The organism is Bradyrhizobium sp. SRS-191 (assembly GCF_024586915.1).
GTDB lineage: Bacteria > Pseudomonadota > Alphaproteobacteria > Rhizobiales > Xanthobacteraceae > Bradyrhizobium.
The window spans coordinates 41592-63537 of record NZ_JANBVS010000019.1; the positions used below are offsets into that span (position 1 = coordinate 41592).

Here is a 21946-nt window from a genome sequence, read left to right on the forward strand (position 1 = left end):
TGCTTGCCCGGTCGGGCGTCCGTCGTATGCGCTCGCATACTTCAGTCCCGACTCACGGCCTTCCCGATTGCGCCGCCGTCTCCTTGAGCACGGGACGTCCCAGGCAACCTGCTTTCAGCTCAGTTCCGAACTAGGAACCGAGCTTCTGACATGGTAGAGGCAAACGCATTGTGATGCGTTGAGTCGCTCCTGAGCTGCCTGTCCAGCAAATCGAACAGCAGCTGTTGCTCGCAAGCTTCGCGCGCTGAAACTCTTCGGCGCCACGCCGTTCCAGGCCGCACGCGCCTCCCTGAATCGGGTTTGAGCTTCAGCCGCGTTGCCTGACGCGTACGCCGTATCAACCCCGCGCAACGAGCTCACGATGCGATCGACCAACCGCACCGGACCTCTTCTGAGCGATTGCGGCGCTGCGCCAGCCTGCAATGTCAATACCGAGGCCGATCGTGACCACGCCGGCCGCCAGCATCGCGCTAATCCACATCGGGGCACTTCTCATGTCATCCTCCTATAGTCGCCTCGACTTCTAATCGAGCCGTTCAGAAGCAGTGGAAAACTTCTTTCCTTGCAGCAGAAGGATTGTGGCCTCCGGACGATCGTCCTTCAGCTCTGGCATGACGCTTACGACGGCTACGTCCGCCGCCTCTCCCTTGTCCTGTCCTTTTGCCTTGTTCGCGGCATCTGCTAGCTTGACCTTGGCCCTGTCCATCGCAGCCTTCTGTGCTTTGGCGTGAGCAAGATCATCGCCCTCGGTAATCGGCTCGACCTTCGCGATGGTCCCCGTCATGGGATCGACAACGACCTCGAAGAACTTTCCCTCTTTCACCGTATAGACGGAAAGCTGGACTTTGCCCTCATCGATCTCGAATTTTCCGGAGATCGGCAGGCCCTCTCGTTCGCTCGCGGAGAATCCCTGCTGCAAGCTAACCTTTACGCCGCTCAACGCGTTCACCAACTCCGCCTGTTCTTGGTCGGGGCCTATCGCAAGCGCAGGCGGCTGCGCGGCTAAGGATATCGCCAAGGCGACAGCGAACCCGAGTGCGGACGTAAGTAAAATCTTGCGTCTAGTCATGAGATCCCTCCTACATTGATCGACATCGTGAAACTTTCCCGCGCCGCCTGTCGGATGAGCGATCAGGCCGACTACAGCTGTCGCGGCACCTTTTACGTACCGTGCCGGTCGCAATTGTTCCCGCGTGTCCCTGCGTCGCTGCTATTCGAGACCGCGCCGGAGCCGGCCCGGTCCCTCGATCCACGACTTGATCTTGGTGGCCTTCCAGCTACGCCACCACTGAATAGTTCCTTAAATTGCTGTCAGGATCGCCGCGGCAGCACGGAACCGGTCTATACTGCCGGTGCGAAAGCAGCTTTCGAAGCGGAGCACATAGGTGCATATTCTGATCATTGAGGACGAAAAGAAGGTTGCGAACGCCCTGCGCGAGGGCCTTGAAAAGGAGCGCTACGAAGTCACAATCGCCCGGACGGGAGAGGAAGGCTTCTTTCTCGCGAGCCAGCGCTCGTTCGATCTTCTATTGCTCGATCTCATGTTGCCGCGGCGCGACGGCATCGATGTCCTCGCGACGTTGCGCAAGTGCGGCAATCAGACGCCGATATTGGTCGTTACGGCCAAAGACGCGGTCGAGGATAGGGTAATTGGCCTTGATCAAGGCGCTGACGACTACCTCACAAAGCCGTTTGCGTTCTCGGAACTGCTCGCACGCATCCGCGCGCTGCTCCGCCGCGGCCGCATGGACCAGATCCTCAAGTTGCGGCACGAGGATCTTGAGATGGATCTCGTCACGCACAAGGTCACGAGAGGGGTTCGGTCTCTCGACCTGACTAGCAAGGAGTTCGACTTGCTCGAATATCTCTTGCGCCATAGTGACCGCGTTGTGTCGCGGGAGATGCTTGCACGAGATGTGTGGCACGCGACTGCCAGGGCGACACCGCTCGACAACGTCATCGACGTTACCATGGCGCGGCTGCGTCGTAAGGTCGACGAGCCGTACGAAAGAAAGTTGCTGCACACGGTCCGCGGTCTTGGATATCTTTTGAGCGGGAGGCAAGGATGAGATTCCGCCCGCCAAGCGTGCGCGCACGGCTTACACTCTGGCACGCGGGGGTGTTAACGCTGATTGTGTGTGTTTTTTCCGCAGCCATTCTCGTTTTTGTCGAGGCTCGCCTCTACGGGGGCTTGGACGCGCAACTCGACAGAGAGGTCGCAACCATCGCTAAGATCTATCGCGATGAGCCGGACGAACTTAGGGATTTGGCTCCCGACTGGGGCATCACATTATTCGAAGTTGATGACGGTAACGTCCCTCGTCAGAGCGAGGCTTGGGAACGAGAAGGACTGTCGCGTGCGCTGCAAACAGGCCGGTCGACATCACCGCTGTCTTGGACGTCGCCAGACGGTCGTCGCTATCGTGTCCATAGCGTTTCTGAACGTTCTTATCGCGTTGCCGCGGCAGTTAACGAAGCCTCTCTGCACAGCACGCTCTGGACGTTAGCGGTGATCCTCGCGATTGGCATACCCTTCGCCGCCGGTCTTGCGATCGCGGGAGGTTACTTCCTTGCCGGCCGTGTCCTCTCTCCTGTCGGCACCATGGCAAAAAGGGCCCGGGAGATTACCGCGGAATCGCGCGCCAAACGGCTTCCCGTCGAGAACGCCCAGGACGAGTTCGGGCAGCTCGCGACGGTCTTCAACGACACGCTGTCCCGTCTGCAAGATGCGTTCGAACGAATGCGCCGTTTCACGGCCGATGCTTCGCACGAGCTGCGTACTCCTCTCACTGCGATGCGCAGCGTGGGAGAGGTGGCATTGCAGCACACACTTGACGCCGCCGCCTATCGTGACGTCATCGGTAGCATGCTGGAGGAGGTTGACAGGCTCACGCGGCTCGTCGAGAGCCTTCTGATCCTCACGCGCGCCGATTCGGGAAAAGTGCATCTGGCAGCAGAGGCCCTCGACGTGGGAGGGTTGGCGGGCCATGTCATCGACCAGCTCCGCGTGCTGGCCGACGAAAAGCAGCAGGAGCTCACGCTCCGAGCTCCGATCCGAGTTCACGCTGCGGGAGACGCCGCGCTGATCCGGCAGGCGCTTATGAACTTGATACACAATGCGATAAAATATACCCCAGATGGCGGCGCGATCACTGTCGAAGTGAGGGAGACGGGCGGCCAGGTGATGATCGAGGTACGAGACACGGGATCGGGAATTCCTGCCACGCACCGGGATCGCATTTTCGATCGCTTCTATCGCGTCGACCCCGGCCGATCGAGGGAGGAGGGCGGAGTCGGGCTCGGGCTCGCAATCGCTCGTTGGGCGGTTGAGGCGAACGGCGGAAAACTCGAGCTCGCGGGCGGTAAGACGGAGGGAAGCTCGTTCCTGGTCCTTCTACCATCTGCGGACGACTCATCCGCATTCGCAGCGGATCGGAAGTTGCCGTATGAAACCCGCAGGGGAACAGAGGGGGCCGTATCATCGTGAAGTGGGTTGCGTTGCCTGTGGCTTTGAGCAGCAATTCATGCGCCCGCAGCCCCGATGAGAAACGATTCGTAATTCCTACCTTAGAGTGTGACCAGAACGTGGTTCATAACGCAACGACCTTCGGCGGCGGAACAGGCTCCTGCACCCTTGCCTTTGGCACCTTACCTCAAAGAATACCGATTTCCCTTTTCGGTCCTCGCTTCAGATACCTTTCGGCCTGCTTGGTCTAGCAATGACTTCCTCCGGATCGCACGCAGTAGCAAGCTCATCTATAGTGGGCGCCGTCGAAGCGGAACGGACGGCAAACGTTAGTCCCGCGCGGAGTTCATTGACGGCATGACCATTGGTAAGCGCGTGGTGGGAGGCGGCATCGAAGGAGAGCTTGTCGTTCACTTGCCAGATCAGTCCAGCCAACCCAGAAGCCGTTTCTTCGAGATCAACCTCCTTCTCATAGAAACAACTCCGCTGTCGCAGTCCGCACTGCGGCTATAAACCCTTCGCCGACCAACTCCCTGAAGCGCCTCTCGCCTTTGCCAGGCCCTCGACATCGCCGACGTCGAATTCATGGCTGGAATGGCCGGTGTGATCCATCACGATTTGGGTCGCCATAAAACGCTCCCTACATAGAAGCGACACGCAGTTTACGGGCCAATCTGAAGCCGGCGCCGATCTGCCAAGTCTCGCCGGCTCATCCCTCGCTCCGCTTCAATTCCCGGATGTACTTGATGATTTGGTCGATCTGCGCGTCGCTGAACGTGGTACCGAACGCAGGCATCGCGCCCGGCTTACCGTTCTTGATACGGTTGCGTATGAACTCGTCATCTCGTTTTGTATCCATGAGCTGTGGCCCCTTGCCGGCAGCGCGGCCACCATCGGAGTGGCACCACCCGCAGGTCGTTGCGAACAACTGGTGGACATCGACTTGGGTATCGTCTGGCGCGGCGGTGGCAGGCTGCGCTTGAGCCGGCGCGCCGCATCCCAACGAGCCGGCTAACATCACCGGCAGCAAACTCATGATACCATTGTTCAATTTCATTACACTCAACTCCAATTCGATCGAGATGCCCTCCTGCCCTCTCGTCGTTGCTATTTCACCATCACCCACGCCGGCTGCAGCCACGGATAGGCGATTAGCCCCACAACGGCTGTCGCAGCAATCAGGACAGGATTGCTCACCTTCCAGCGGAACAAGATGGCGAGTGAAACCACGCCAATTGCGATCGTGAGCCAGTCACCAATTGCGATCTTTCCGAGCAGGATGCACGCTCCCAGAATCGTACCGATCGCAGCGGCATAAGCGCCTTTGACAAACCCCTGGACGTTCGCGTTTCCCCGGTGCCTGGCCAATATCGGCGCGACGATCAGCACAAGAAGGAATGACGGCAGAAAGATGCCTATGGTGGAAACCAGCGAGCCCCAGAACCCCGCCACGAGATAGCCGACGAAGGTCGCAGTGATCACGACGGGTCCCGGACTGATCATCCCGATCGCGACTGCGATGAGAAATTGCCGCTGATCGAGCCAACCATATTGCTGAACGAGCCCCTGCTCGAGAAACGGGACGATAACGAGGCCGCTGCCGAAGGTCAGCGAGCCCGCTTTCAAGAAAAACAGGAGAAGCTTACCAAGCGTGGAGCCGGTCGCGACCGGCGCGATCGGTGCCACCGCGGCCGGAACGACCACAATTGGCAGGGTCGCGGGCGTGCGCTTAAAGATGCTGCCGTAATAGAGAATTCCGACAATCCCCGCACCGATGAACAACAGCGCGACCTCGGCCTGCAGGATTACCGTGACGACGAGGCAGAAGCCCGCGATGGCCCACTGCAGCCAGTCTTCCATGCCGAGCTTGGCCAGCCGATAGCAGGAATGCAGAATGAGCGCGATGACCGCCGGACTGACGCCGTAGAAGATTGCAGTCACCGGCTGCAGATCGCCGAGATAGACGTAGAGCGCCCCCAACGCGGCGACGATGACGAAGTTGGGCAGAATGAAGCACCATCCGCCCACCCACGCACCCCAAAAGCCGCCACGAAGCCAAGAAACGTAAATGCCGACCTGGATGGCAAGCGGTCCGGGCAGTGATTGGCAGATGGCAATGGATTCGCGCATCTCCTCCTTGCTCAGCCACTTCTTATCGTTCACCAGCTCCCGCTCCATCTGCCCGACGAGCGCGACCGGGCCGCCGAAGCCGAGAAAGCCGAGACGCAAGAAATATAGGGCAAGCTCTGCCATGCTATCGCGTTTGGACTCTGTCGTCGTTGTCATTTCAAAGTCCTTCAAGGATTCGGTTGTTGGTCACCGAGGCGGCCTAACAGTCAAGTCGTCGCAGAGCCAGTCTCTGGCAACACGGGTTGGCTGATGCTGCTCGGGAGTGCGCGTGGGCGTTCGATCCTGGCTACAAGAGGCAAAACCGCGAAGAAGTGGGCAAAATAGTATGCGGCTCCAATCCTGCTCACGATCAGCCATGTGCCCTCAGGGGGCTGCCCGCCGGCATAGGTCAGCAACACGCAGTCTGCGACCAGGACCCAATAGAATTGCTTGAACATAGGCCTGAACCGCCCTGAGCGAACCGGACTGGTGTCGAGCCACGGCAACGCGAACAGAACGAGGATCGAGGTCAGCATGGCAGTGACCCCCAGAATCTTGTTCGGGATCGATCGAAGGATTGCGTAGTAAGGGAGCAGGTACCACTCGGGCACAATGTGGGGCGGTGTGAGTCCCGGGTTCGCCGGAACGTAGTTGTCTGAATTGAGAAGTGCGCTCGGTTCATAGAACGTGAACCACGCAAAGACCATAAGGAAGACGACAAGCCCGAGCAGATCTTTGATCGTGTAATAGGGATGAACCGGGATCGTGTCGCCACTATCCTGGATATCGACACCGGTCGGATTATTTGACCCGAAACGATGCAATGCAACGAGATGGAGACCGACAACGCCGACGATCACAAATGGCAAGAGGTAGTGCAAGGCATAGAACCGATTGAGAGTCGGATCTCCCACTGCGAATCCCCCCCAGAGCCAGGTCACGATGCTATCTCCGACCACTGGGATCGCGGAAAACAGGTTTGTAATAACGGTCGCTCCCCAAAAACTCATCTGCCCCCACGGCAGGGTATAGCCAAAGAAAGCGGTTGCCATCATCAAGAGCAGGATGACGACTCCGAGCCACCAGAGCAGCTCTCGTGGCGCCTTGTACGATCCGTAGTAAAGCCCACGAAAACTGTGAATGTAAACCACGGCAAAGAACATGGATGCACCAGTCGTGTGAATGTACCGGATCAGCCATCCGTAGTTCACGTCGCGCATGATGTGCTCGACCGACTTGAATGCGCCTTCACCGGTCGGAACGTAGTGCATGGCGAGCACGATACCGGTCGCGATCATGATCACGAGCGCCATGCCCGCAAGTGACCCAAAATTCCAGAGATAGTTCAGGTTTCGAGGCGTCGGATAGACGTTCAACTCGTGGTGGAGGAACGTGAAGACAGGAAGCCGATAATCGATCCAGCGGATCACCGGGTTCGAGAAATCGCTGTTATCTTGCGAGACCTTTTCGGCGATCTGCGATGACATCGTCGTTCTCACTGTGGATCGGAAATAGGCTGGAGGATGCCGTCCACGGCCGATCCCAATCCAGTAGGTGTCAGGGTAAAGGTCTTGCCGGAAAGCGCCACGTCATAGCAACCATCGTCCGGCTCCTGCAGATAGAGGCAAAGCTGGTCCTTATCGATAACCCACTTGCCGCGCTTCTTCACTCCGAGCGCAACGCTTCTTAGCGTTCCATTTCGTTCATAAACAAAGCGGTAGTGAACCTCGTCGGTCAGCTGCATCCCTGCAAATTTCGCCCGAATTTGCCTGCCGGACAATTTCTGCAAGGTCTCCGCAGCGACAAAGCCGGCACCGAGGGCAACTAGGCCCCCGATGCCGGAGGCGAGTGCCGCGATGAGGCACTTCCTACGCAGGTTGCTCAATTCAGGCGTTCCTATTTTTTGCAGGACTTTAAACACATCTGATACTCGGTTTTGCACGCGGGTCCGGCGTAGTTCTTCATACACGCGGCCCGTTGTTCGGCGCAGACCTTGCAAGTTTGCGCCTGGACCGCATGTTGGTCGGCAACGAGGGCGGCGAGCGCTGACAAGGCAATAACAAGCTTTCTCATTCTGGTCTTTTCCTCTCCGGGTAAGTTTGATTGCGCCGCGAACGCCGACGCGCACATTGAGTTCATTCCTTAGCTCTTCGTGCTCGCCGTCTTGTCGAGCGCTACGCGAAGGCCTTTCGCCAGTTTCTGAGCATCGTTATTGGCCCAGAAGTGGAGAAAGAAGAGCCGCGGCTGCTCGTCCAGCATATGACTGTGGACTGCCGTCACCTCGATCCCGTTTTCCAGCAGCGCTTTGATCACGGGGTTGACTTCGTTGCTGGTCAGCACAAAGTCTCCCGTAATCGCCGCCTTGCCGCCGCCGGTCGGCTGGAAGTTGATGGCCTGTGCCACACCCATCGGCCCGACAGGCGCCATTTCCATCCCATCTTCGTTGACCGGATCGCGGCGCGGAACGGCAAACGCGTATACCCCGCCGTTGTTTTGTCCCTTCACGCCGATTATCTGATCGAGCTGCGCGGTGTCGAGGTCGACTGCGGGTGGCGGCGCGGCAGGAGCGGCCGTGAGCGGCGTCTTGCTGGCCGCGAGCCCATCGTGGACGGCGCTGGCAAGTTTCTCGGGATCGCCATGACCCAAGACGTGGACGTAGAACGTCGCCGGATTGGCGCGCAGCAGATGATTGTGAATGGCGGTGATCTCGAAGCCGCCCTCAGTGAGTTTGGCGACGACTGGAGCGACTTCGGTTTCGAGCAGCACGAGGTCACCCATTGCCATTGCACCGCCGTGCGCAGGCTTGAAGGCGATCCAACCACCCAACGCCAAGGAGGGTTTGATGGTAACTCCGTCCAGCGTCACGTTCAGATCGCTGCGGGGAAATCCATAGCGGCGCACGTCACCTGAAACCGCCGGTTTGCGGCCAAGTGCTTCGTCGACCTTCTGCCAATCGGTGCCCTGAGCTTGAGCAGAGGAGATGAGCGAACCGATGAGAGGCAACGATCCCGCCACTTGGCCACCCGCCGCGGCAATTAACAATGCTGCGACGGCTGGAACACCTATTGTGAGTTTAATGCTCATTGTATCCTCCTTTGTCAGCTTCACGCTCTTGGCCTGGATTGGCTCTTACGTCACTTGCGTCGATGGGCCGCGACCATCGCGTCAAACGTCTCCTCGTCCTTGCCTGCACGCATTCTGATAGTCGTCCCCGATATCCAGACTTCACTGCACTCGGCTGAGGTCGTGGCCGGAAGCGCAAGACACAGCCTGTCATTCCTGATCTTCCAGCTACCCGTCCAAGAGCTCCCCGACTCTTCACCAATAAGAAGTCCGTCTGGACGTACATACATCGACCAATGCGATCCGTCGGTGATGTCCTGACCAACGATACGCGTATGGATCTGCTTCCCATCCAACATTCTGAATTGGTCTCCCGCTTGCGCGCGAAATCCAACCGTCAGCATGGTCATGCATGTCATCGATGCGACTAGATACCGTAAGCTCGGCATCACTTCTGCACCTCGTGTAAAGCACGTTGAACAGCCGGCCAATTGATCGCCGCCATAAAGGCGTCCACGTAGTTCGCGGCCTTGGCGCCATAGTCGATGTGGTAAGAATGCTCGTACATGTCGAGCGCCAAAATGGGTGTGCCGCCAGCCATTGTGTGGCAGTGATCGGACGCCCATTGGTTGGTGAGCTTTCGATCCCGCGGCGACCAGGTCAGCAGCACCCAGCCAGAGCCGCCGCCGAGCGCCTTGCCGATGGCGATAAATTCGGCTCGCCAGCGCTCGTATGAACCAAAATCGCGCGACAGCGCCTCCTTCAGATTTGCTCCCGGTTCGCTTTCGTCGCCGAGACTGTCGAAGAACGCTTCATGTAAGATCATCGAATTTGTCGCGATGAGTTGTTCGCGTTTCAGCCCGTTCATCAGAAACCCGGGCACACTTGCATAATCGAGCTCGGCAAGCTTCTCCTCGATGAGATTCAGCCGCTTCACCGCACCGCCATAGTTGTTCTCGTAATGACTGACGATCATGCGCTCCGACATGCCGCGGATGCGGTTCGGATCGCAGGACAACGGCTTCACGACATAGGTCATGGCAGCCCTCCCTAAGTGATGAATGGTAAGCGACGCCCGCTGTTATGCCGGGCCGGCCGAAGCCAAGCTTTGTGTGCAACACAGAGGGGCACCGACGTGCACAGGCATCGCGGCGCCACGACGAGGAATCGTTCGAAAATGTGCGGGCAAGCGGCAGACATGCGGCGTCCTTCTCGGAAAAGACCGGACGCGATTCTTGGGCATGTCGCCTCGCGGGGAGATCGCTTCCCCGTACGCGCAAATATTGCGAGAAAATTGGATTTGTCAACGGTTCCGAAGCTTTGGTTTCCATCGCCGGCGAATGCTCTTTGGCAGCCGGTCGGGATCGCAGGCACGAGCCACCGCTGTCCCGGCGAGAGACGCTTCCAGCCTCACCTAGCCTATCGCGAGAACGTTGCCGCACACCGGCGGCAATCGGGTCTTAATCAGTCATCATCGTCGTCATCGGCGGCGCGCAACCGACCGGTCTGCGCGTCGACTGCAACCCTCGTGGTTTGGTCGTTCTTTGAGCCGATCGCTTCGAGGTATCGTCCGTCACGAACGACTTGTACGTTCGACCAGCCGTCAGATTGCAGTTTCTGGCGCACTTGATCCTCAGTAACGGGTTGATCTCCCGCGATGAAGACTGGGCCTTTGCTCGGCTCCGCGAAAACCATGGCCGCTCCGGCTATGCCCAAGAGGAAGACGCCGCCACCAGCCAATATCCATCTTCGATCCATCGCTTACTCCTCTTCGCGGCTTCAATTGGACGAACTGGCCACCGACAATTATTGTGCTCGATGCCTCCTCAGGTCCCCTTCGCGATTGCTTTGCCGAGGCCTGGATCACATTGATCTTGCCTGCCCTCTCAGCGAACCACCACTGACGACTTTCTGAAATCCTTGTCAGGAAGCTGCGCCGCATCGAATCGCCGGCAACAGCGTCCTGGGAGACGAGCTTGCCACTACCGCTAGACGTAGGCCCCCTCCTCCGCAATTGTGAGGCAGGCCAGGGACGTGCGGAGCAGGAGAATACGCCGCATCGGGCGGTATCATCTGAGTGTGTCAGCCGGAAGCTGTCACACCTCTAATTGCCCGTCTCACAGTTGAGGCGGGGCTCATTTACGACAGGCGATCACCGGATTTAATTCTCGCGCCCGGAACTTCACTCCGGACGCGCCAGTTCGGCGCGAATCGGCCACCAGCTGTTAACGCACGCAGTTCTTCAACTGAGCCGGATCGGGGTTCGCGGTCAGCAAGTCCGCATTGGACTCCATCACACTGAGCGCAAGCATGAAGCCGGCACTTACCTGCTCCGCGTCGCCGCCGAAGACCATCATGCGCTCCTCGTCCGAACTCACCAGGGATTGTTGTCGCAGAGCTTCCTGTCGCGGCAGGATCCCGTCAGACGCTGCCCTTCGGGACGAGTCGTTTAACTGTCGCTTTCGTCCTCTCATGATCATGTTCTCTTTCTACGCCTCTCGGCTATATTGCTCGTAAAGCTTGATCGCGTTGTCCCAACGAATAGCTTCCATATAGATATCGACGTAGCGCGCCGCCGCGGCGCCGTAGTCCATATGATAAGCGTGCTCATACATATCGAGCACCAGGACCGGACGCCCTCCCGCGAGCGTCGTCGTATGGTCCGCGGCCCACTGATTGACGAGTCGTTTGTCGCGCGGCGAATAGGCAAGGATCACCCAACCCGAGCCGCCGCCTTCCGCTTTGCCCATGGCCGCAAACTCCGCGCGCCAACGCTCGACGCTGCCAAAATCGCGGGCGATAGCATCTGCCAGCGTGCCACTTGGCTTCGAGGCGCCACCTAGCCCGTCGAAATAGATTTCGTGCAGAATCATCGAATTCGAGGCGATCAGTTCTTCGCGCTTCAATCCGTTGATCACGAAGTTGGGCGCCTTGGCGAAGTCAAGCTCAGCCAATTGCGTGCCGATCGCGTTAAGGCGCTTCACCGCACCAACGTAGTTGTTTTCGTAGTGGCTGACGAGCACCTTTTCTGAGATTCCCGTGATGGATTTTGGATCAAACGGCATCGGCTTGGCCTGATAAGGCAGAGCCTTACCTCCAGCCTGGTTGCTACCTTGGGCAAAAGCCTGAGTGCTCGCAAGCACAGCCGTCGATGCAGCGGTAACGCCAACACCTGCGATGAAGTTTCGTCGCTCGGTATTCATGGTCATCAAGTCTCTCCTCGTGTTGAACTATCCCCGCACAATAGAGACCGCATGTTGCAGCCTCATGGCACAGCAGTGCCATAAATCTGGCGCTTGTTGCCTGCTCCACGTCAGGTCTCAATTGGTCGACGTCACCGTATAATCAGAGAAATACATGTGACTGTCCGCTTTCGACCATAGCCCGATGCGCCCTGAAACCGGCTGCGCGAGCGTGTGTTCCAGATACAGTTTTCCATCGAGATAAGCCTCAACCTTGGTTCCGCTGATACGAACCTTCAGATCGTGCCACTCGTGCGTCGCGGTCGGCGTGTTTCGTACCCATTTGACTGACGAGCGCTTGCCCTTCTCAACCTTCCAGAGGACGAGATTGTCCTCAAGACAGTTGGCGCGGATGGTGAGGTAATCGCCATTTGGCTTCAGATTGAACAAGATGCCGGCGCCCTGATCGATGCGGCCGGACAGTCCCTGGAAGCGTACCGTGATCTCGCCGTCGGTGAAATCTTGTATGTCCGGCGCGACAACATAAGGGTAATAGGCATAAGCCTGCACGCGATCGAGGAACTCCGCGTAGCGTTCGCCATAGAGGGCGCGGGCCTTGTCGGCGATACCGGCCGAGGATTGCCCCTCCTTCCATTGGCGGCCGTCCACGACGAGAACCTTCTTTCCGTCGTCTTGCTCAATCCGCCAGAAGCCGACGACCGGCACAAACGATTTCGGTTCGGCGCCGACGGTTTCGCCGGATAGGTCGATAGTCGTTGGCTGGGCGGCCAAGCCCGGCAAAGCCAGTGCCGCAAAGCCGATTGCGGCCACGATGGCAGATCTCGTGCCCCTGTTCGTCCTCATGATTGGCCTCCTTCGAATGCGGCGAGCTTGACCGCGCGTGGGTGACGGCTTCTCCACCAAGCGAATGCAATCAGCAGCGGCAGGCCGCCGAAAAACCAAAACAGCGACGCGTCAGCGCTCGTGACCAGCGGATAGCCGGGATAGTCCACTCCCAGAGCGGCCTGGGGCGGCTGCACCCCGGCCAAACCATACAAGAGTGGTAGTATCTCGCGTGGACTGGTTGAGCGGCTCACATCGGAGCGATTGCGGTACACATATTCGATCTGGCCGTAGTCATCTGATCTGCCCGCGAAATCCTGCCGGCTGCCCGCGACCTCGATTGATACGTTCGGCACCGCGCGCTCGAGCTTGCCGAGCACATTGCGCTTAAGGTCTATGTAGCGCGGGTCCTCGGGAACGAGATTGACTATGATAACCAACGGAAGCCGAAGCGTAGTGAGCAATTGCTGATCGGCCGAAGGAAACGAGTTTCTTCGATCCTCGCTGAGGTCAAAGGATCTTCCGATCTGTGTCGCGATACCCAGCGCGGCAATCATCATGAGCACGCACAGGACCGAGCGGGTGAATTTTCCCCGCATTGCGGTACCGGGTCGCAGCCAGACGGTGGAGAGTGCGGCAAGACCGCAAATCACGGTCGAAATCCCGAGCACGAGTCCGACTGACAGCAGTCCCTGCTCGAAGGTGCGCAGCGTTTGAGTTAGTGACAATTCCGCGATCCACGCTGACCAACCAGAGCGGCCAGCCAGTGTGAAATCGAGCACCAATGAACCAATTGTTGCTGCAAGCGCGATAATTGCGGCGGTTGCAGCGTTATCGGATATCGTTGTCGCGAACAACGCAATGCTTCCCACCAACAACCCGTACAGTACATGACCGAACACAAGGTTCAGTGTCTCAGTTGGTGCCAGGTGTCCGCCGAGAAGGAGCCAGACTCCCAGCGCGGAAAGCGCGGGAATGCTGACGAAAACCCACGCAGCGAGGACGGCGGCAAGCTTCATCACAATGATCGTCGAGGAGCGATAAGGGAGTTGGACGAGAAGGCGCAACGAGCCGGATTCCTTCTCCTGCCCGAGCACCCGGATGGCCACAAAAGGAAACAACAACGTGACTGCAACGTAAAAAGATCCGAACGTCGGAAGCAGGATCCCGTCCAGCGGTGATAGGCTTGTCGCTGCCGCTGGCGACTGCAATGCCGCGGCGCTGGCATCGCTGTATAGCGATACGGCCTGAACGAAGCTGTATCCAACCAGCGGGCAGACCAAGAGCAGCATAGTCCATAGCGCCCGGCCGCTCATGATCTCCGCCAGCTCCTTTTCCAGGAGCGGGTACAGCCGCGCGTTGTGCAATCGGTTCGCGTCAAGTAAGCGCAAGAAAGATGTCCTCCAGTGATCCCTCTGGCAGCGCGGTTTGCGTCCGCAACTCTTGGAGTGTGCCGATGCCCCGCACCTTTCCTCCGGCAAGAAGCAGGAATCGATCGCAGACGCGCTCTGCATCCGCGAGCTGGTGAATGGCCAAAACCAGGGTGCGGCCTCCGGCAGCCGAGTTGCGGAGCACCTGGATGATGTTGCGGCTCTGCCTGATATCGAAGCCGTCGAAAGGCTCGTCCATCAGAAGCACATCCTGAGGTGTCAGCAGCCCAATTGCGAGAAGCAGTCGTCGATTGTAACCTTTCGACAGCGCGCTTACGCGTTTTCGCAGCACGGGAGCAAGCTCCACCGCAGTGATGACGTTGCTTACGACTGTTCGAGATCGCTCGTAGACGCCAGAAACGAAACGCAGCACGTCGCCGGCGAACCGGTCCTGATAAGGTCTTATCCCGTCGGGCATATAGAAGATCGCCTCCTTCCGGCGCGGCGCCGGCAGCGCCTGGCCACGCCACACAACGTTTCCCGAATCCAAGGCTATCTGCCCAGCGAGGACTTCGAGCAATGTGGTCTTGCCCGCGCCATTCGGACCTACGATGCCTATGATCTCACCAGCGGCGACCGAAAACGAGACATTCGCAATCGCGACCTCATCGCCATAACGCTTGGTGAGGTCGTTCGCGTGCAGGACCTCCACGAATGGCTTGTCCTCATTGAAGTTGAAGTGCGCGGACGTCATTGTCTTGCCCGCTGGCGCGAAAGGTAGTTAGCCAGGGCCGCAAGATGCTCCTTGCTTAGTGAATACCCCACGTCGGCCATGCCCGCGACGCCGCCGCCAACCGGCTGCCCCGACCCGCAATCATGCAGCGCCTTGTTGAGATAATCCTCACGCTGCCTGGCAATGCGGACGACAGCCTCGCTGCCTGTAAGATTATCGCCGTGACAGGAGGCGCACCTTCCGGCGGCGATCGCTTTCCTGGCGGCCTCGGTCAGTTCCGGACTATCATCGCGCGCGCTGCTAGAGACGCCCTGAGCTTTGAAAGCACCGAAGTAGGCGGCGAAATCACGAATATCCGTGTTGCTGAGCTGCTCCGCGATCGGACCCATGAGTTCATTCTTGCGGGCTCCACTGCGGAAGTAGACCAGTTGCCATTGCAGGAACCGATCGGGTTGCGCCGCGAGCGAGGGCGTGTTCTCCGCCTGGGAAATTCCACTCTCGCCATGACAAGACAGACATGCCTCGGCCCTACCGTTCCCCGTTTCTGCGGCATCTGCTGAAGTGGCGATGGTTATCGCGCGCGCGACCATGACCCGTGGCAACGACGCTGGTCGCAAGATCGCAGTGCATTCAGTGGCGTTTGTGCGGTGAAAAACGGGCATGCAGCGTCCATCTCGGAAAACCGGACGCGATGCTTGGGCATGTCGCCTCGTGGGGAGATCGCTATCCCCAAGGTCGGGATAGTGCCAAAGGGATTCGACCTGTCAATTCGAAAGCAGGTTCCGCGATCGCCGGTTTGGCCCAAAGAATTGCTTGATCAAGTCCATTTGATCAAGCGCCCGATTGAGCTCCGCAAAGCCGCGCAGCCGATCGACTGATGAGGAGCGACCCAGGTCGGCGGCCCTTGCATTGATCGACATCGCCGAGCTCCGGCATGAGCATAGATCAGTGTGCCGAGGACGGTACCTGGGCAAAAAACTGCAGCACCGCGACCGCGGTAAGCGCTGCATAGATGCAGAAGCCCGGCGGCAGCCGCGGCAGAGAGCCCGGTTACGCCCAGCTGCTGGCTTAGCCAAGGCGTAGCTTTCGAATTTGATCAGCCATTTCTTGCTGTTTGTTCTTCGCCGCACTGGATATGGAGGGACGGTATTAGATCTCATCATCCGGGCGACGCATTGTTCGGCGCACTGTCCGTCGATTGGTTCAAGTTTAGTCTAACTTTACATCGGCTACTGCGCGTTCTGCGCCGATGGATCGATGCCATATCGTCACGGCCTTGCGAGACAAGCGCGCCGCGGAAGCCGTTTGATTGCAATCGAATACTTAGTGCCGCCGACGAACTCGCATCGCGGTGCATTCCTCCCTCGCATACGCTGCTCTCTCAACGTTCATCCCGCTGCGCAATCCGGCTTCCATCTGTAATCCGGTCGCTGGGGTGGAGCACGACCCGATCGCCTGCAGCGAGCCCGGAGATGACCTCTGCCAACCGGCTGTTTCGATGGCCTATGCTTGCGAGGGCGACTTTGGCCCGGCCGTTGTCATCGGCAAAAACGGCCCACTGGTCGCCCTTTCGGAACAAGGCGCTTATTGGCACGGTCAGTGCCTCCGAAGCGCTCCACGTGGTGACGCGGACGACGACCCGGTAGTCGTGGCCAAGCGAGCTCCAGGTTTCCGGTGGATCCGCGAAATCGATCGTCACGCGGACCCGCTGCTCCTCGATGCCCAAGGCTGAGACCTTCAGGAAGCCGGCGGGGTCAACGCGCACCACCTTCCCCTTGATGGGCTGTCCGCCCCAGCCGTCGATCCGGACAGGCGCTCCCGCCTTGATCTGGACCGCATCGGTCGACAGCAAGTCGGCCACGACCTCCAGATCGAGGGGGTTCCCTATGTCGACCAGCGGTGTCCCGGGCAGAACCGTCGCTTCGCTGTCCTGAATGATCTTCAGCACCCGTCCGCTCGCTGGCGCGAGCACCCGAACGCAGCACGTCAGCTCCGCGGCCGGCACGGCGTTGGCGGGGTCCATCAACCGGGCCGCCAGGCTGGTTCGCACCGCGCGGCGCATATCGACCTGAGCCTGCGCGCTGGCCAGGGCGGCCTCGTTGGTGGCCACATCGAATTTTGCCTTGTCGAAGGCCTGTGCCGAGGTGGACTGCGTGCGCAGGAGCGCCTGGGCCCGCTGGAATTCAGTCCGGGAGAAGTCCAGCGCGGCTTCGATCCGTTTCACCTCAGCTTCCTGCTGCTGAATTGCGGCGTCCGCAGCCAGCACCTCGGCCTGAAGTTGGTCGCGCGAGCGCACGTCGATGAAGCCCGGAAGCGTCGGCTGCATCAGGGCGACGACGGTCTGATTGGCTACGACCTCGTCGCCGACGTGAAGGGATGGACCCTGCTCGCCGAGCGGATGCGAAATCCTGAGGACCTTGCCTGCGATCGGTGCAGAAACCGTATAGACGTGACGGACGCGGGTCTTCCCGTCATCCTCGGCGGTGACTTCGATCGGCCCTTTCGTGACGGTCGCAAGATCCACCAGCACCGGTCGGGGCCAGCCGAACCAGATGAGTCCAGTTGCGATCGCGCCCATAGCCGCAGCACCGACGATACGTTTGGTCCACCTTGCTGGCATGGCTAATCTCGTGTCTTGAGGACCGCGACGAGGTCCAGTTTATCGATGCGATGGCGGATCACCGCTGCGGAGGCGACCGCAGCCAATACAACCACGGACGTGGCGATGACGTAGGTCGAATGCTCCACCACCAGCCGGACGCGCATCAGCTCGCCGGCAAGGTTTGTCTTCATGACCCATGCGAGGCCATAACCCATCACCCACCCTGGCGGCTGCGCGATCAGCGTGAGGATCGCGAGCTCGAGCAGCAGGATGCGCAGAACCTCGCCGCGCGTGAAGCCCAGCACCCGCAGGCTCGCCAGCTCACGGGCGCGTTCGGAGAGCGAAATCCGCGCATTGTTGTAGACAACGCCGAACGCGATCACGGCGGCGAGCCCAGTGTAGATGCTCGCCATGGTCGTGATGAGCAGTGCGACCGTTTTGCGGAAATTGGCAAGGGACACGCGCTGCAGCGCCACGCCGCCGACCGTCGGCATGGACTTCACCGCCGCGTAGAAGTCCTCTTTCCGGTTCTCGTCGAGGCTGAGGTTCACGCTGTTCACCACGGGCGCCTCGCGCATCAGCTTCCGAAGCGCCTCGATGTCCATCATTCCCCTGATGCCGAAATAGTCCTCGACTGTAGCCACGATCGGCATCGTCACGGTGCGACGGGCGCCCTCGAGCAGATCGAGCTCGACGGTGTCGCCGGCCCCGACTCCGAGGATTTGACCGAGCATGCTGGAGATCGCGAGGCCCGTCTCAGGAAGCACGACGGGCCGGAGGTCGGCGTCGATGATGCGCCTGAGGTCGGCATTCACGGGCCGGCCGCTGATCGTGATCCGCCGTTCGACGTTGCCATGGCGGATTCGGACGGGCACTTCCCGGAACGGCTCTGCGGCGAGAACGCCCGGAAGCCGGCTCACCTGCTCCACAACGTTCTCGATCCGCTTCTCCGAAAAGCCTATGGTCGCGTCCTGCCGGTCGGCGAGGAAGTAAGTTACGTCGATCAGTTGCTCCATGGTGTCCCGCGTGAACAGCGAGACGACCAGGATCGCGGTGGCGAGCGCCATACCAAGCGTCGTGAACGCGGCCCGGACGGGATGCCGCGCGATGTTGCGGATCATAATCAGTGTCGGCTGCGATACGAATTGGTCGAGCTGGATGCTCGCCGGCAGCAGCCGCCGATAGACCGGCGGGGCCAGCGGCTGCATGCCGACGGCGGGCGGCAGCTTCACCACTTCCCGCAGCGCCCGCAGCGCGCCTATCCCAGCGGCGCTCGCGCTGAGCGCGCCTGCTGTGATGTAAAGGTCCGGCGACTTCGCGAACACCAGGAACGGGAAGTGGAAGAACTCGCCGAATAGCGCGGTGACGCGAAGTCCGAGCCAAGTGCCGGCGATACCGCCCAGGGTCACTCCGATCACGACGATCAGCGCCACGAACTTGAAATAGTGAAGCACGATGCTGCCATCGGAATAGCCCAGCGCCTTCAGGAGACCGATCTGCTCGCGCTCGAGCGCGACCAGCCTGTTCAAGGTGAGATTGACCAGGAACGCGGCCACCAGCAGAAAGATCGGCGGCAGCGTCCGGCTCATGTTGTTGAGCATGTCGAGCTCATGATCGAGCCAGGCGTGCGAGGTCTGGTCCTTCCGGCCGTGGGCCGCCTGCCCGCCGTATGGGTCGAGCAAAGCGTCGAGCCGCGCGATCACCTCGCGCTCGGATGCGCCGGGCTGCAGCTTGACCGACACCGCCGAGAAGGCGCCGTCGAGATCGTAGACGCCGGCGAGCGCCTTCTCCGACATCCATACGATGGCGTAGCGACGGTCATCCGGCATCAGATCGCCCGGCCCAACGGTATAGACGAACTCCGGTGACAGCGCCGTGCCGACGATGACCAGCTCGCGCTTCTTCCCGTTCAGGATGGCCGAGAACCGCGCCCCTTCCGAGAAACGGTGGGCCCGGGCGAAGGGTTCATTGACCACCACTTCTTCCGTCCGTCCCGGCTCGGGAAGGCGCCCGGAGCGTATGTAGAGCCGGTTGAGATGCGGCTCGCCACTGTCGGGGAGCGAAACGAACTGCGCGCTGGCGGGCTCCGAGAAGCCGGGAATGTCCAGCAATGCGAGCCTGGCGATCCTGGTGTCGACGGCGGCGACGCCGGGTATCTCGCCGATACTGCCGGCGAGCGCCTTGGGGGCGCGCTTGGCCTGAGCGAATACGTCGCCGAAGCCGTAGCGTTCGTAGTACGCGACCCGGGTCTCCTCCAACGATCGATGGGAGCCAACCGCGAGCACGAGCGTCGCCACGCCCCCTGCGACGACCAGCGCTACGGCGAGCACCTGCGCCCAGAGCCGCCCGACGTCCCGGAACAGCTTGATGTCGAGCGCCGTCATGCCGTCACCACGTGAGCTCGGTCGCTTCCTGCCGTGTCTCGTTCTTCTGGATCCTGGAGATCCGGCCGTCGGCGAAGAACAGCACCCGGTCGGCGACCTCCTGAATGCTGGCGTTGTGCGTAATGATGACTGTCGTGGTGCCGAGCTGCTTGTTCACACCCAGCAGCGCCTCGATGACGCGAATGCCGGTCTTCGAATCCAGCGCGCCGGTCGGCTCGTCGCAGAGCAGCACCGCCGGGCGCTTCGCGATCGCGCGGGCGATCGCCACGCGCTGCTGCTCGCCGCCGGATAGCTGGGCCGGAAAGTGGTGCATGCGCTCCTCCAGGCCCACCAAAGCCAAAGCGTCCGCGGGTCGCATCGGCTGGTTGGAAACCTCCGTCACCAGGGCCACATTTTCGTAGGCGGTGAGGCTCGGCACCAGATTGTAGAACTGGAAGACGAAGCCGACGTGGTCGCGGCGATACTTCGTGAGCTCGCGGTCTTCGAGATCTGTCAGATCAAGCTCGCGGAAGAACAGCCGACCGCTGGTCGGCCGGTCGAGACCGCCCATGATGTTGAGCAACGTCGTCTTGCCACTGCCGGACGGCCCGAGCAGGACGACCACCTCCTTCTCGGCGATCTCGAGATGGACATCGTTCAGGGCATGCACCTTCACTTCGCCGGAGACATAGGTCTTGGTCAGTCCTTTCGCGGTGAAGACAGGTTGTGTCATGAACGGGCTGCCTCCCACGCAAAGGCTGCCAGGCTGAGCGCCCATACCAAGGCCATTCCCAGCAAAACCCACTTGAAATCGGAAGCGATCATGAAGTTGACGGCCGCCATCAGGCCGATCGAGGCTGCACCGGCGACCATGGAGCCGATTGCAGCAATTGGATGGTGATCGCGGAGGGACGTGGTCGCCAAGGTGACCGCGAGAACGCCCGTGGCGACGATGTAGCCGCCCATCACGCGAAACACGTGAAGGAGCCACGATCCTAGTCTGTCCCCGACCAGTTGCAGCTCGGCGGGGGTCAGTTTCATGAACCTGACGTCCTCGGGTAGCAGCGACGGCCGGACGAACAGGAAGTAGAGGCCGACGCCGATCAGCAGGACTCCCGATCCGACGAGCAGGAGGGAGGAAAGCGTCCACCGAGCTGCTTCCTTGCGCATCGGGACATCTCCATCAGCCGTGGCGGTAGTCGCTCGAGGGCGCCCGCCCCAGAACACGGCCGATCTTCGGAATGAATCCCGGCACCTCGGCGGCGTAGAGGTCGTATGCTGCGCCGAATTGCGCTCGCGCATCCCGCTCCTCGCCGCGCGCCAGCTTCACGTACATGACGGTCAGCACCGGAAACATCGCCAGCGTCAGAATCGTCGGCCACTGCAGCAGGAAGCCGAACATGACGAGGATGAAGCCGACATACTGCGGGTGCCGGACGTAGCTGTAGGGACGGGTGGTCGCAAGGCTGCGGGTCTGCTGCGCATCGTACAGCACCCGCCAGGCGGCGGAGATCAACAGAAAGCCCGCACCGATAAAGATGAAGCTCAGGATATGGAACGGTCCGGCATGCGGATTGGTCTTCCAGCCGAACAGCATCTCAAGGAGGTGACCCGCGTCGTGCGAGAACCAATCAACATTCGGATAGTGCGACTGTAGCCAGCCCGACAGGAAGTAGATGGTGAGCGGGAAGCCGTACATCTCCACGAACAGCGCCACCAGGAAGGCGCTGAAAGCGCTGAAGGAGCGCCAGTCACGCGACGTCTGCGGCTTGAAAAAGCTGTAGGCAAACAGGATGAAGACCACCGAGTTGACGATGACCAGGCTCCAAAGGCCGTAGGCCGGCGCTGTGTCGTGCATCACTGCCTCCTTCCGTCAGGCGGCTGGGGCTCGGCGTGATGGTGGCCGTGGCCGCCGTGATGCATGAACAAGTGCATCAGCGGGCAGGCAAGCAGCGGCGCCCAGATCAGAACCCCGAGCACGTGCGCCCTGTGCTCGGTGAACAAGAGCGCGCCGGCGATGATGAGGAACCCGATCAGAACAAAGCCGGCCTTGGATTTCGTGGACATGCCCCGATGAGGGCGCTCTCGATACGCGGGATGGTCCTGCACCGACATGGGCTGGCTCCTCTCGTTGATGAGGCTTAGCGGCGCCGTTGCCATCATTGTTGCGCGCGATCAGCAGCGGCAGGCCGCAAGACTCACTGGCCCTTGTTCG

At 60.2% G+C, this 21946-nt stretch carries 23 protein-coding genes; 2 read left to right on the plus strand and 21 right to left on the minus strand.

All coding sequences use genetic code 11. The features are described 5' to 3' along the window. Nucleotides 1-523: 523 nt before the first annotated feature. Nucleotides 524-1069 carry a hypothetical protein gene (locus NLR35_RS27325; protein WP_257169640.1) on the minus strand — a complete coding sequence of 182 codons (546 nt, stop codon included), beginning with the start codon at nt 1067-1069 and terminating at the stop codon, nt 524-526. A gap of 316 nt (nt 1070-1385) precedes the next feature. On the opposite strand from NLR35_RS27325, the gene NLR35_RS27330 reads away from it, so the two are divergent. After that, nucleotides 1386-2069: a response regulator transcription factor gene (locus NLR35_RS27330; protein ID WP_257169641.1), complete on the plus strand. Its 684-nt coding sequence runs from the start codon at nt 1386-1388 to the stop codon at nt 2067-2069. After that, nucleotides 2066-3487: a cell wall metabolism sensor histidine kinase WalK gene (locus NLR35_RS27335; protein WP_257169642.1), complete on the plus strand. Its 1422-nt coding sequence runs from the start codon at nt 2066-2068 to the stop codon at nt 3485-3487. Before NLR35_RS27330 ends, NLR35_RS27335 begins: the two co-directional genes overlap by 4 nt. Before the next feature lie 688 nt (nt 3488-4175). Here the strand turns inward: NLR35_RS27335 and NLR35_RS27340 are convergent. From NLR35_RS27340 to NLR35_RS27435, 20 genes are all read right to left on the minus strand, one after another. Then, on the minus strand, nt 4176-4523 hold the full coding sequence (locus NLR35_RS27340) for a cytochrome c (RefSeq protein ID WP_257169643.1): 348 nt from the start codon (nt 4521-4523) through the stop codon (nt 4176-4178). A 50-nt stretch (nt 4524-4573) separates the two neighbouring features. After that, complete coding sequence (gene chrA, locus NLR35_RS27345) at nt 4574-5752, minus strand: chromate efflux transporter (RefSeq protein WP_257169644.1); 1179 nt, start codon at nt 5750-5752, stop codon at nt 4574-4576. Between the two features lie 50 nt (nt 5753-5802). Further along, the gene (locus NLR35_RS27350) at nt 5803-7062 is read right to left on the minus strand and encodes a cytochrome b N-terminal domain-containing protein (protein WP_257169645.1); all 1260 of its coding nucleotides are present in this window, start codon (nt 7060-7062) and stop codon (nt 5803-5805) included. An 8-nt stretch (nt 7063-7070) separates the two neighbouring features. Continuing rightward, a complete protein-coding gene (locus tag NLR35_RS27355; protein WP_257169646.1) occupies nt 7071-7544 on the minus strand; it encodes a hypothetical protein in 474 nt (157 codons plus the stop codon). Nucleotides 7545-7717: 173 nt separating this feature from the next. Then, a complete protein-coding gene (locus NLR35_RS27360; protein ID WP_257169647.1) occupies nt 7718-8659 on the minus strand; it encodes a DUF1259 domain-containing protein in 942 nt (313 codons plus the stop codon). 50 nt (nt 8660-8709) lie between these two features. Then, a complete protein-coding gene (locus NLR35_RS27365; protein WP_257169648.1) occupies nt 8710-9048 on the minus strand; it encodes a hypothetical protein in 339 nt (112 codons plus the stop codon). Between the two features lie 38 nt (nt 9049-9086). Beyond that, on the minus strand, nt 9087-9677 hold the full coding sequence (locus NLR35_RS27370) for a superoxide dismutase (RefSeq protein ID WP_257169649.1): 591 nt from the start codon (nt 9675-9677) through the stop codon (nt 9087-9089). Nucleotides 9678-10102: 425 nt separating this feature from the next. Continuing rightward, nucleotides 10103-10396 (minus strand): hypothetical protein, encoded by a 294-nt coding sequence (locus NLR35_RS27375; protein ID WP_257169650.1) that lies wholly within the window; start codon nt 10394-10396, stop codon nt 10103-10105. 467 nt (nt 10397-10863) lie between these two features. Then, entirely contained in the window at nt 10864-10995 is a 132-nt protein-coding gene (locus NLR35_RS27380; protein WP_257169651.1) for a hypothetical protein, read from the minus strand. A gap of 132 nt (nt 10996-11127) precedes the next feature. After that, nucleotides 11128-11724 (minus strand): superoxide dismutase, encoded by a 597-nt coding sequence (locus NLR35_RS27385; RefSeq protein WP_257169733.1) that lies wholly within the window; start codon nt 11722-11724, stop codon nt 11128-11130. 234 nt (nt 11725-11958) lie between these two features. Beyond that, the gene (locus tag NLR35_RS27390) at nt 11959-12651 is read right to left on the minus strand and encodes a hypothetical protein (RefSeq protein WP_257169652.1); all 693 of its coding nucleotides are present in this window, start codon (nt 12649-12651) and stop codon (nt 11959-11961) included. 29 nt (nt 12652-12680) lie between these two features. Next, on the minus strand, nt 12681-14054 hold the full coding sequence (locus NLR35_RS27395) for an ABC transporter permease (protein ID WP_257169653.1): 1374 nt from the start codon (nt 14052-14054) through the stop codon (nt 12681-12683). After that, nucleotides 14041-14787: an ABC transporter ATP-binding protein gene (locus NLR35_RS27400; protein WP_257169654.1), complete on the minus strand. Its 747-nt coding sequence runs from the start codon at nt 14785-14787 to the stop codon at nt 14041-14043. The genes NLR35_RS27395 and NLR35_RS27400 overlap by 14 nt, the downstream gene beginning before the upstream one ends. Further along, nucleotides 14784-15428, minus strand: a complete 645-nt coding sequence (locus NLR35_RS27405; RefSeq protein ID WP_257169655.1) for a c-type cytochrome — start codon at nt 15426-15428, stop codon at nt 14784-14786. Before NLR35_RS27405 ends, NLR35_RS27400 begins: the two co-directional genes overlap by 4 nt. 719 nt (nt 15429-16147) lie before the next feature. Then, nucleotides 16148-17386: an efflux RND transporter periplasmic adaptor subunit gene (locus tag NLR35_RS27410; RefSeq protein WP_257169656.1), complete on the minus strand. Its 1239-nt coding sequence runs from the start codon at nt 17384-17386 to the stop codon at nt 16148-16150. A gap of 2 nt (nt 17387-17388) precedes the next feature. Beyond that, nucleotides 17389-19752, minus strand: coding sequence for an ABC transporter permease (locus NLR35_RS27415; protein WP_257169657.1), 2364 nt, complete (start codon nt 19750-19752; stop codon nt 17389-17391). Nucleotides 19753-19756: 4 nt separating this feature from the next. Then, nucleotides 19757-20464, minus strand: coding sequence for an ABC transporter ATP-binding protein (locus tag NLR35_RS27420; protein WP_257169658.1), 708 nt, complete (start codon nt 20462-20464; stop codon nt 19757-19759). Further along, nucleotides 20461-20901, minus strand: a complete 441-nt coding sequence (locus NLR35_RS27425; RefSeq protein WP_257169659.1) for a hypothetical protein — start codon at nt 20899-20901, stop codon at nt 20461-20463. Before NLR35_RS27425 ends, NLR35_RS27420 begins: the two co-directional genes overlap by 4 nt. Before the next feature lie 13 nt (nt 20902-20914). Next, nucleotides 20915-21589 (minus strand): isoprenylcysteine carboxylmethyltransferase family protein, encoded by a 675-nt coding sequence (locus NLR35_RS27430; RefSeq protein ID WP_257169660.1) that lies wholly within the window; start codon nt 21587-21589, stop codon nt 20915-20917. After that, nucleotides 21589-21846 carry a DUF2933 domain-containing protein gene (locus tag NLR35_RS27435; RefSeq protein WP_257169661.1) on the minus strand — a complete coding sequence of 86 codons (258 nt, stop codon included), beginning with the start codon at nt 21844-21846 and terminating at the stop codon, nt 21589-21591. Before NLR35_RS27435 ends, NLR35_RS27430 begins: the two co-directional genes overlap by 1 nt. Nucleotides 21847-21946 lie beyond the last annotated feature (100 nt).

Coding starts and splice junctions, on each gene's coding strand:
- NLR35_RS27425 (WP_257169659.1), bottom strand. CDS start 20,901: ATGCGCAAGGAAGCAGCTCGGTGGACGCTTTCCTCCCTCCTGCTCGTC.
- chrA (WP_257169644.1), bottom strand. CDS start 5,752: ATGACAACGACGACAGAGTCCAAACGCGATAGCATGGCAGAGCTTGCC.
- NLR35_RS27335 (WP_257169642.1), top strand. CDS start 2,066: ATGAGATTCCGCCCGCCAAGCGTGCGCGCACGGCTTACACTCTGGCAC.
- NLR35_RS27370 (WP_257169649.1), bottom strand. CDS start 9,677: ATGACCTATGTCGTGAAGCCGTTGTCCTGCGATCCGAACCGCATCCGC.
- NLR35_RS27325 (WP_257169640.1), bottom strand. CDS start 1,069: ATGACTAGACGCAAGATTTTACTTACGTCCGCACTCGGGTTCGCTGTC.
- NLR35_RS27420 (WP_257169658.1), bottom strand. CDS start 20,464: ATGACACAACCTGTCTTCACCGCGAAAGGACTGACCAAGACCTATGTC.
- NLR35_RS27340 (WP_257169643.1), bottom strand. CDS start 4,523: ATGAAATTGAACAATGGTATCATGAGTTTGCTGCCGGTGATGTTAGCC.
- NLR35_RS27365 (WP_257169648.1), bottom strand. CDS start 9,048: ATGACCATGCTGACGGTTGGATTTCGCGCGCAAGCGGGAGACCAATTC.
- NLR35_RS27400 (WP_257169654.1), bottom strand. CDS start 14,787: ATGACGTCCGCGCACTTCAACTTCAATGAGGACAAGCCATTCGTGGAG.
- NLR35_RS27375 (WP_257169650.1), bottom strand. CDS start 10,396: ATGGATCGAAGATGGATATTGGCTGGTGGCGGCGTCTTCCTCTTGGGC.
- NLR35_RS27415 (WP_257169657.1), bottom strand. CDS start 19,752: ATGACGGCGCTCGACATCAAGCTGTTCCGGGACGTCGGGCGGCTCTGG.
- NLR35_RS27405 (WP_257169655.1), bottom strand. CDS start 15,428: ATGCCCGTTTTTCACCGCACAAACGCCACTGAATGCACTGCGATCTTG.
- NLR35_RS27435 (WP_257169661.1), bottom strand. CDS start 21,846: ATGTCGGTGCAGGACCATCCCGCGTATCGAGAGCGCCCTCATCGGGGC.
- NLR35_RS27350 (WP_257169645.1), bottom strand. CDS start 7,062: ATGTCATCGCAGATCGCCGAAAAGGTCTCGCAAGATAACAGCGATTTC.
- NLR35_RS27410 (WP_257169656.1), bottom strand. CDS start 17,386: ATGCCAGCAAGGTGGACCAAACGTATCGTCGGTGCTGCGGCTATGGGC.
- NLR35_RS27360 (WP_257169647.1), bottom strand. CDS start 8,659: ATGAGCATTAAACTCACAATAGGTGTTCCAGCCGTCGCAGCATTGTTA.
- NLR35_RS27380 (WP_257169651.1), bottom strand. CDS start 10,995: ATGATGGTCTTCGGCGGCGACGCGGAGCAGGTAAGTGCCGGCTTCATG.
- NLR35_RS27430 (WP_257169660.1), bottom strand. CDS start 21,589: ATGCACGACACAGCGCCGGCCTACGGCCTTTGGAGCCTGGTCATCGTC.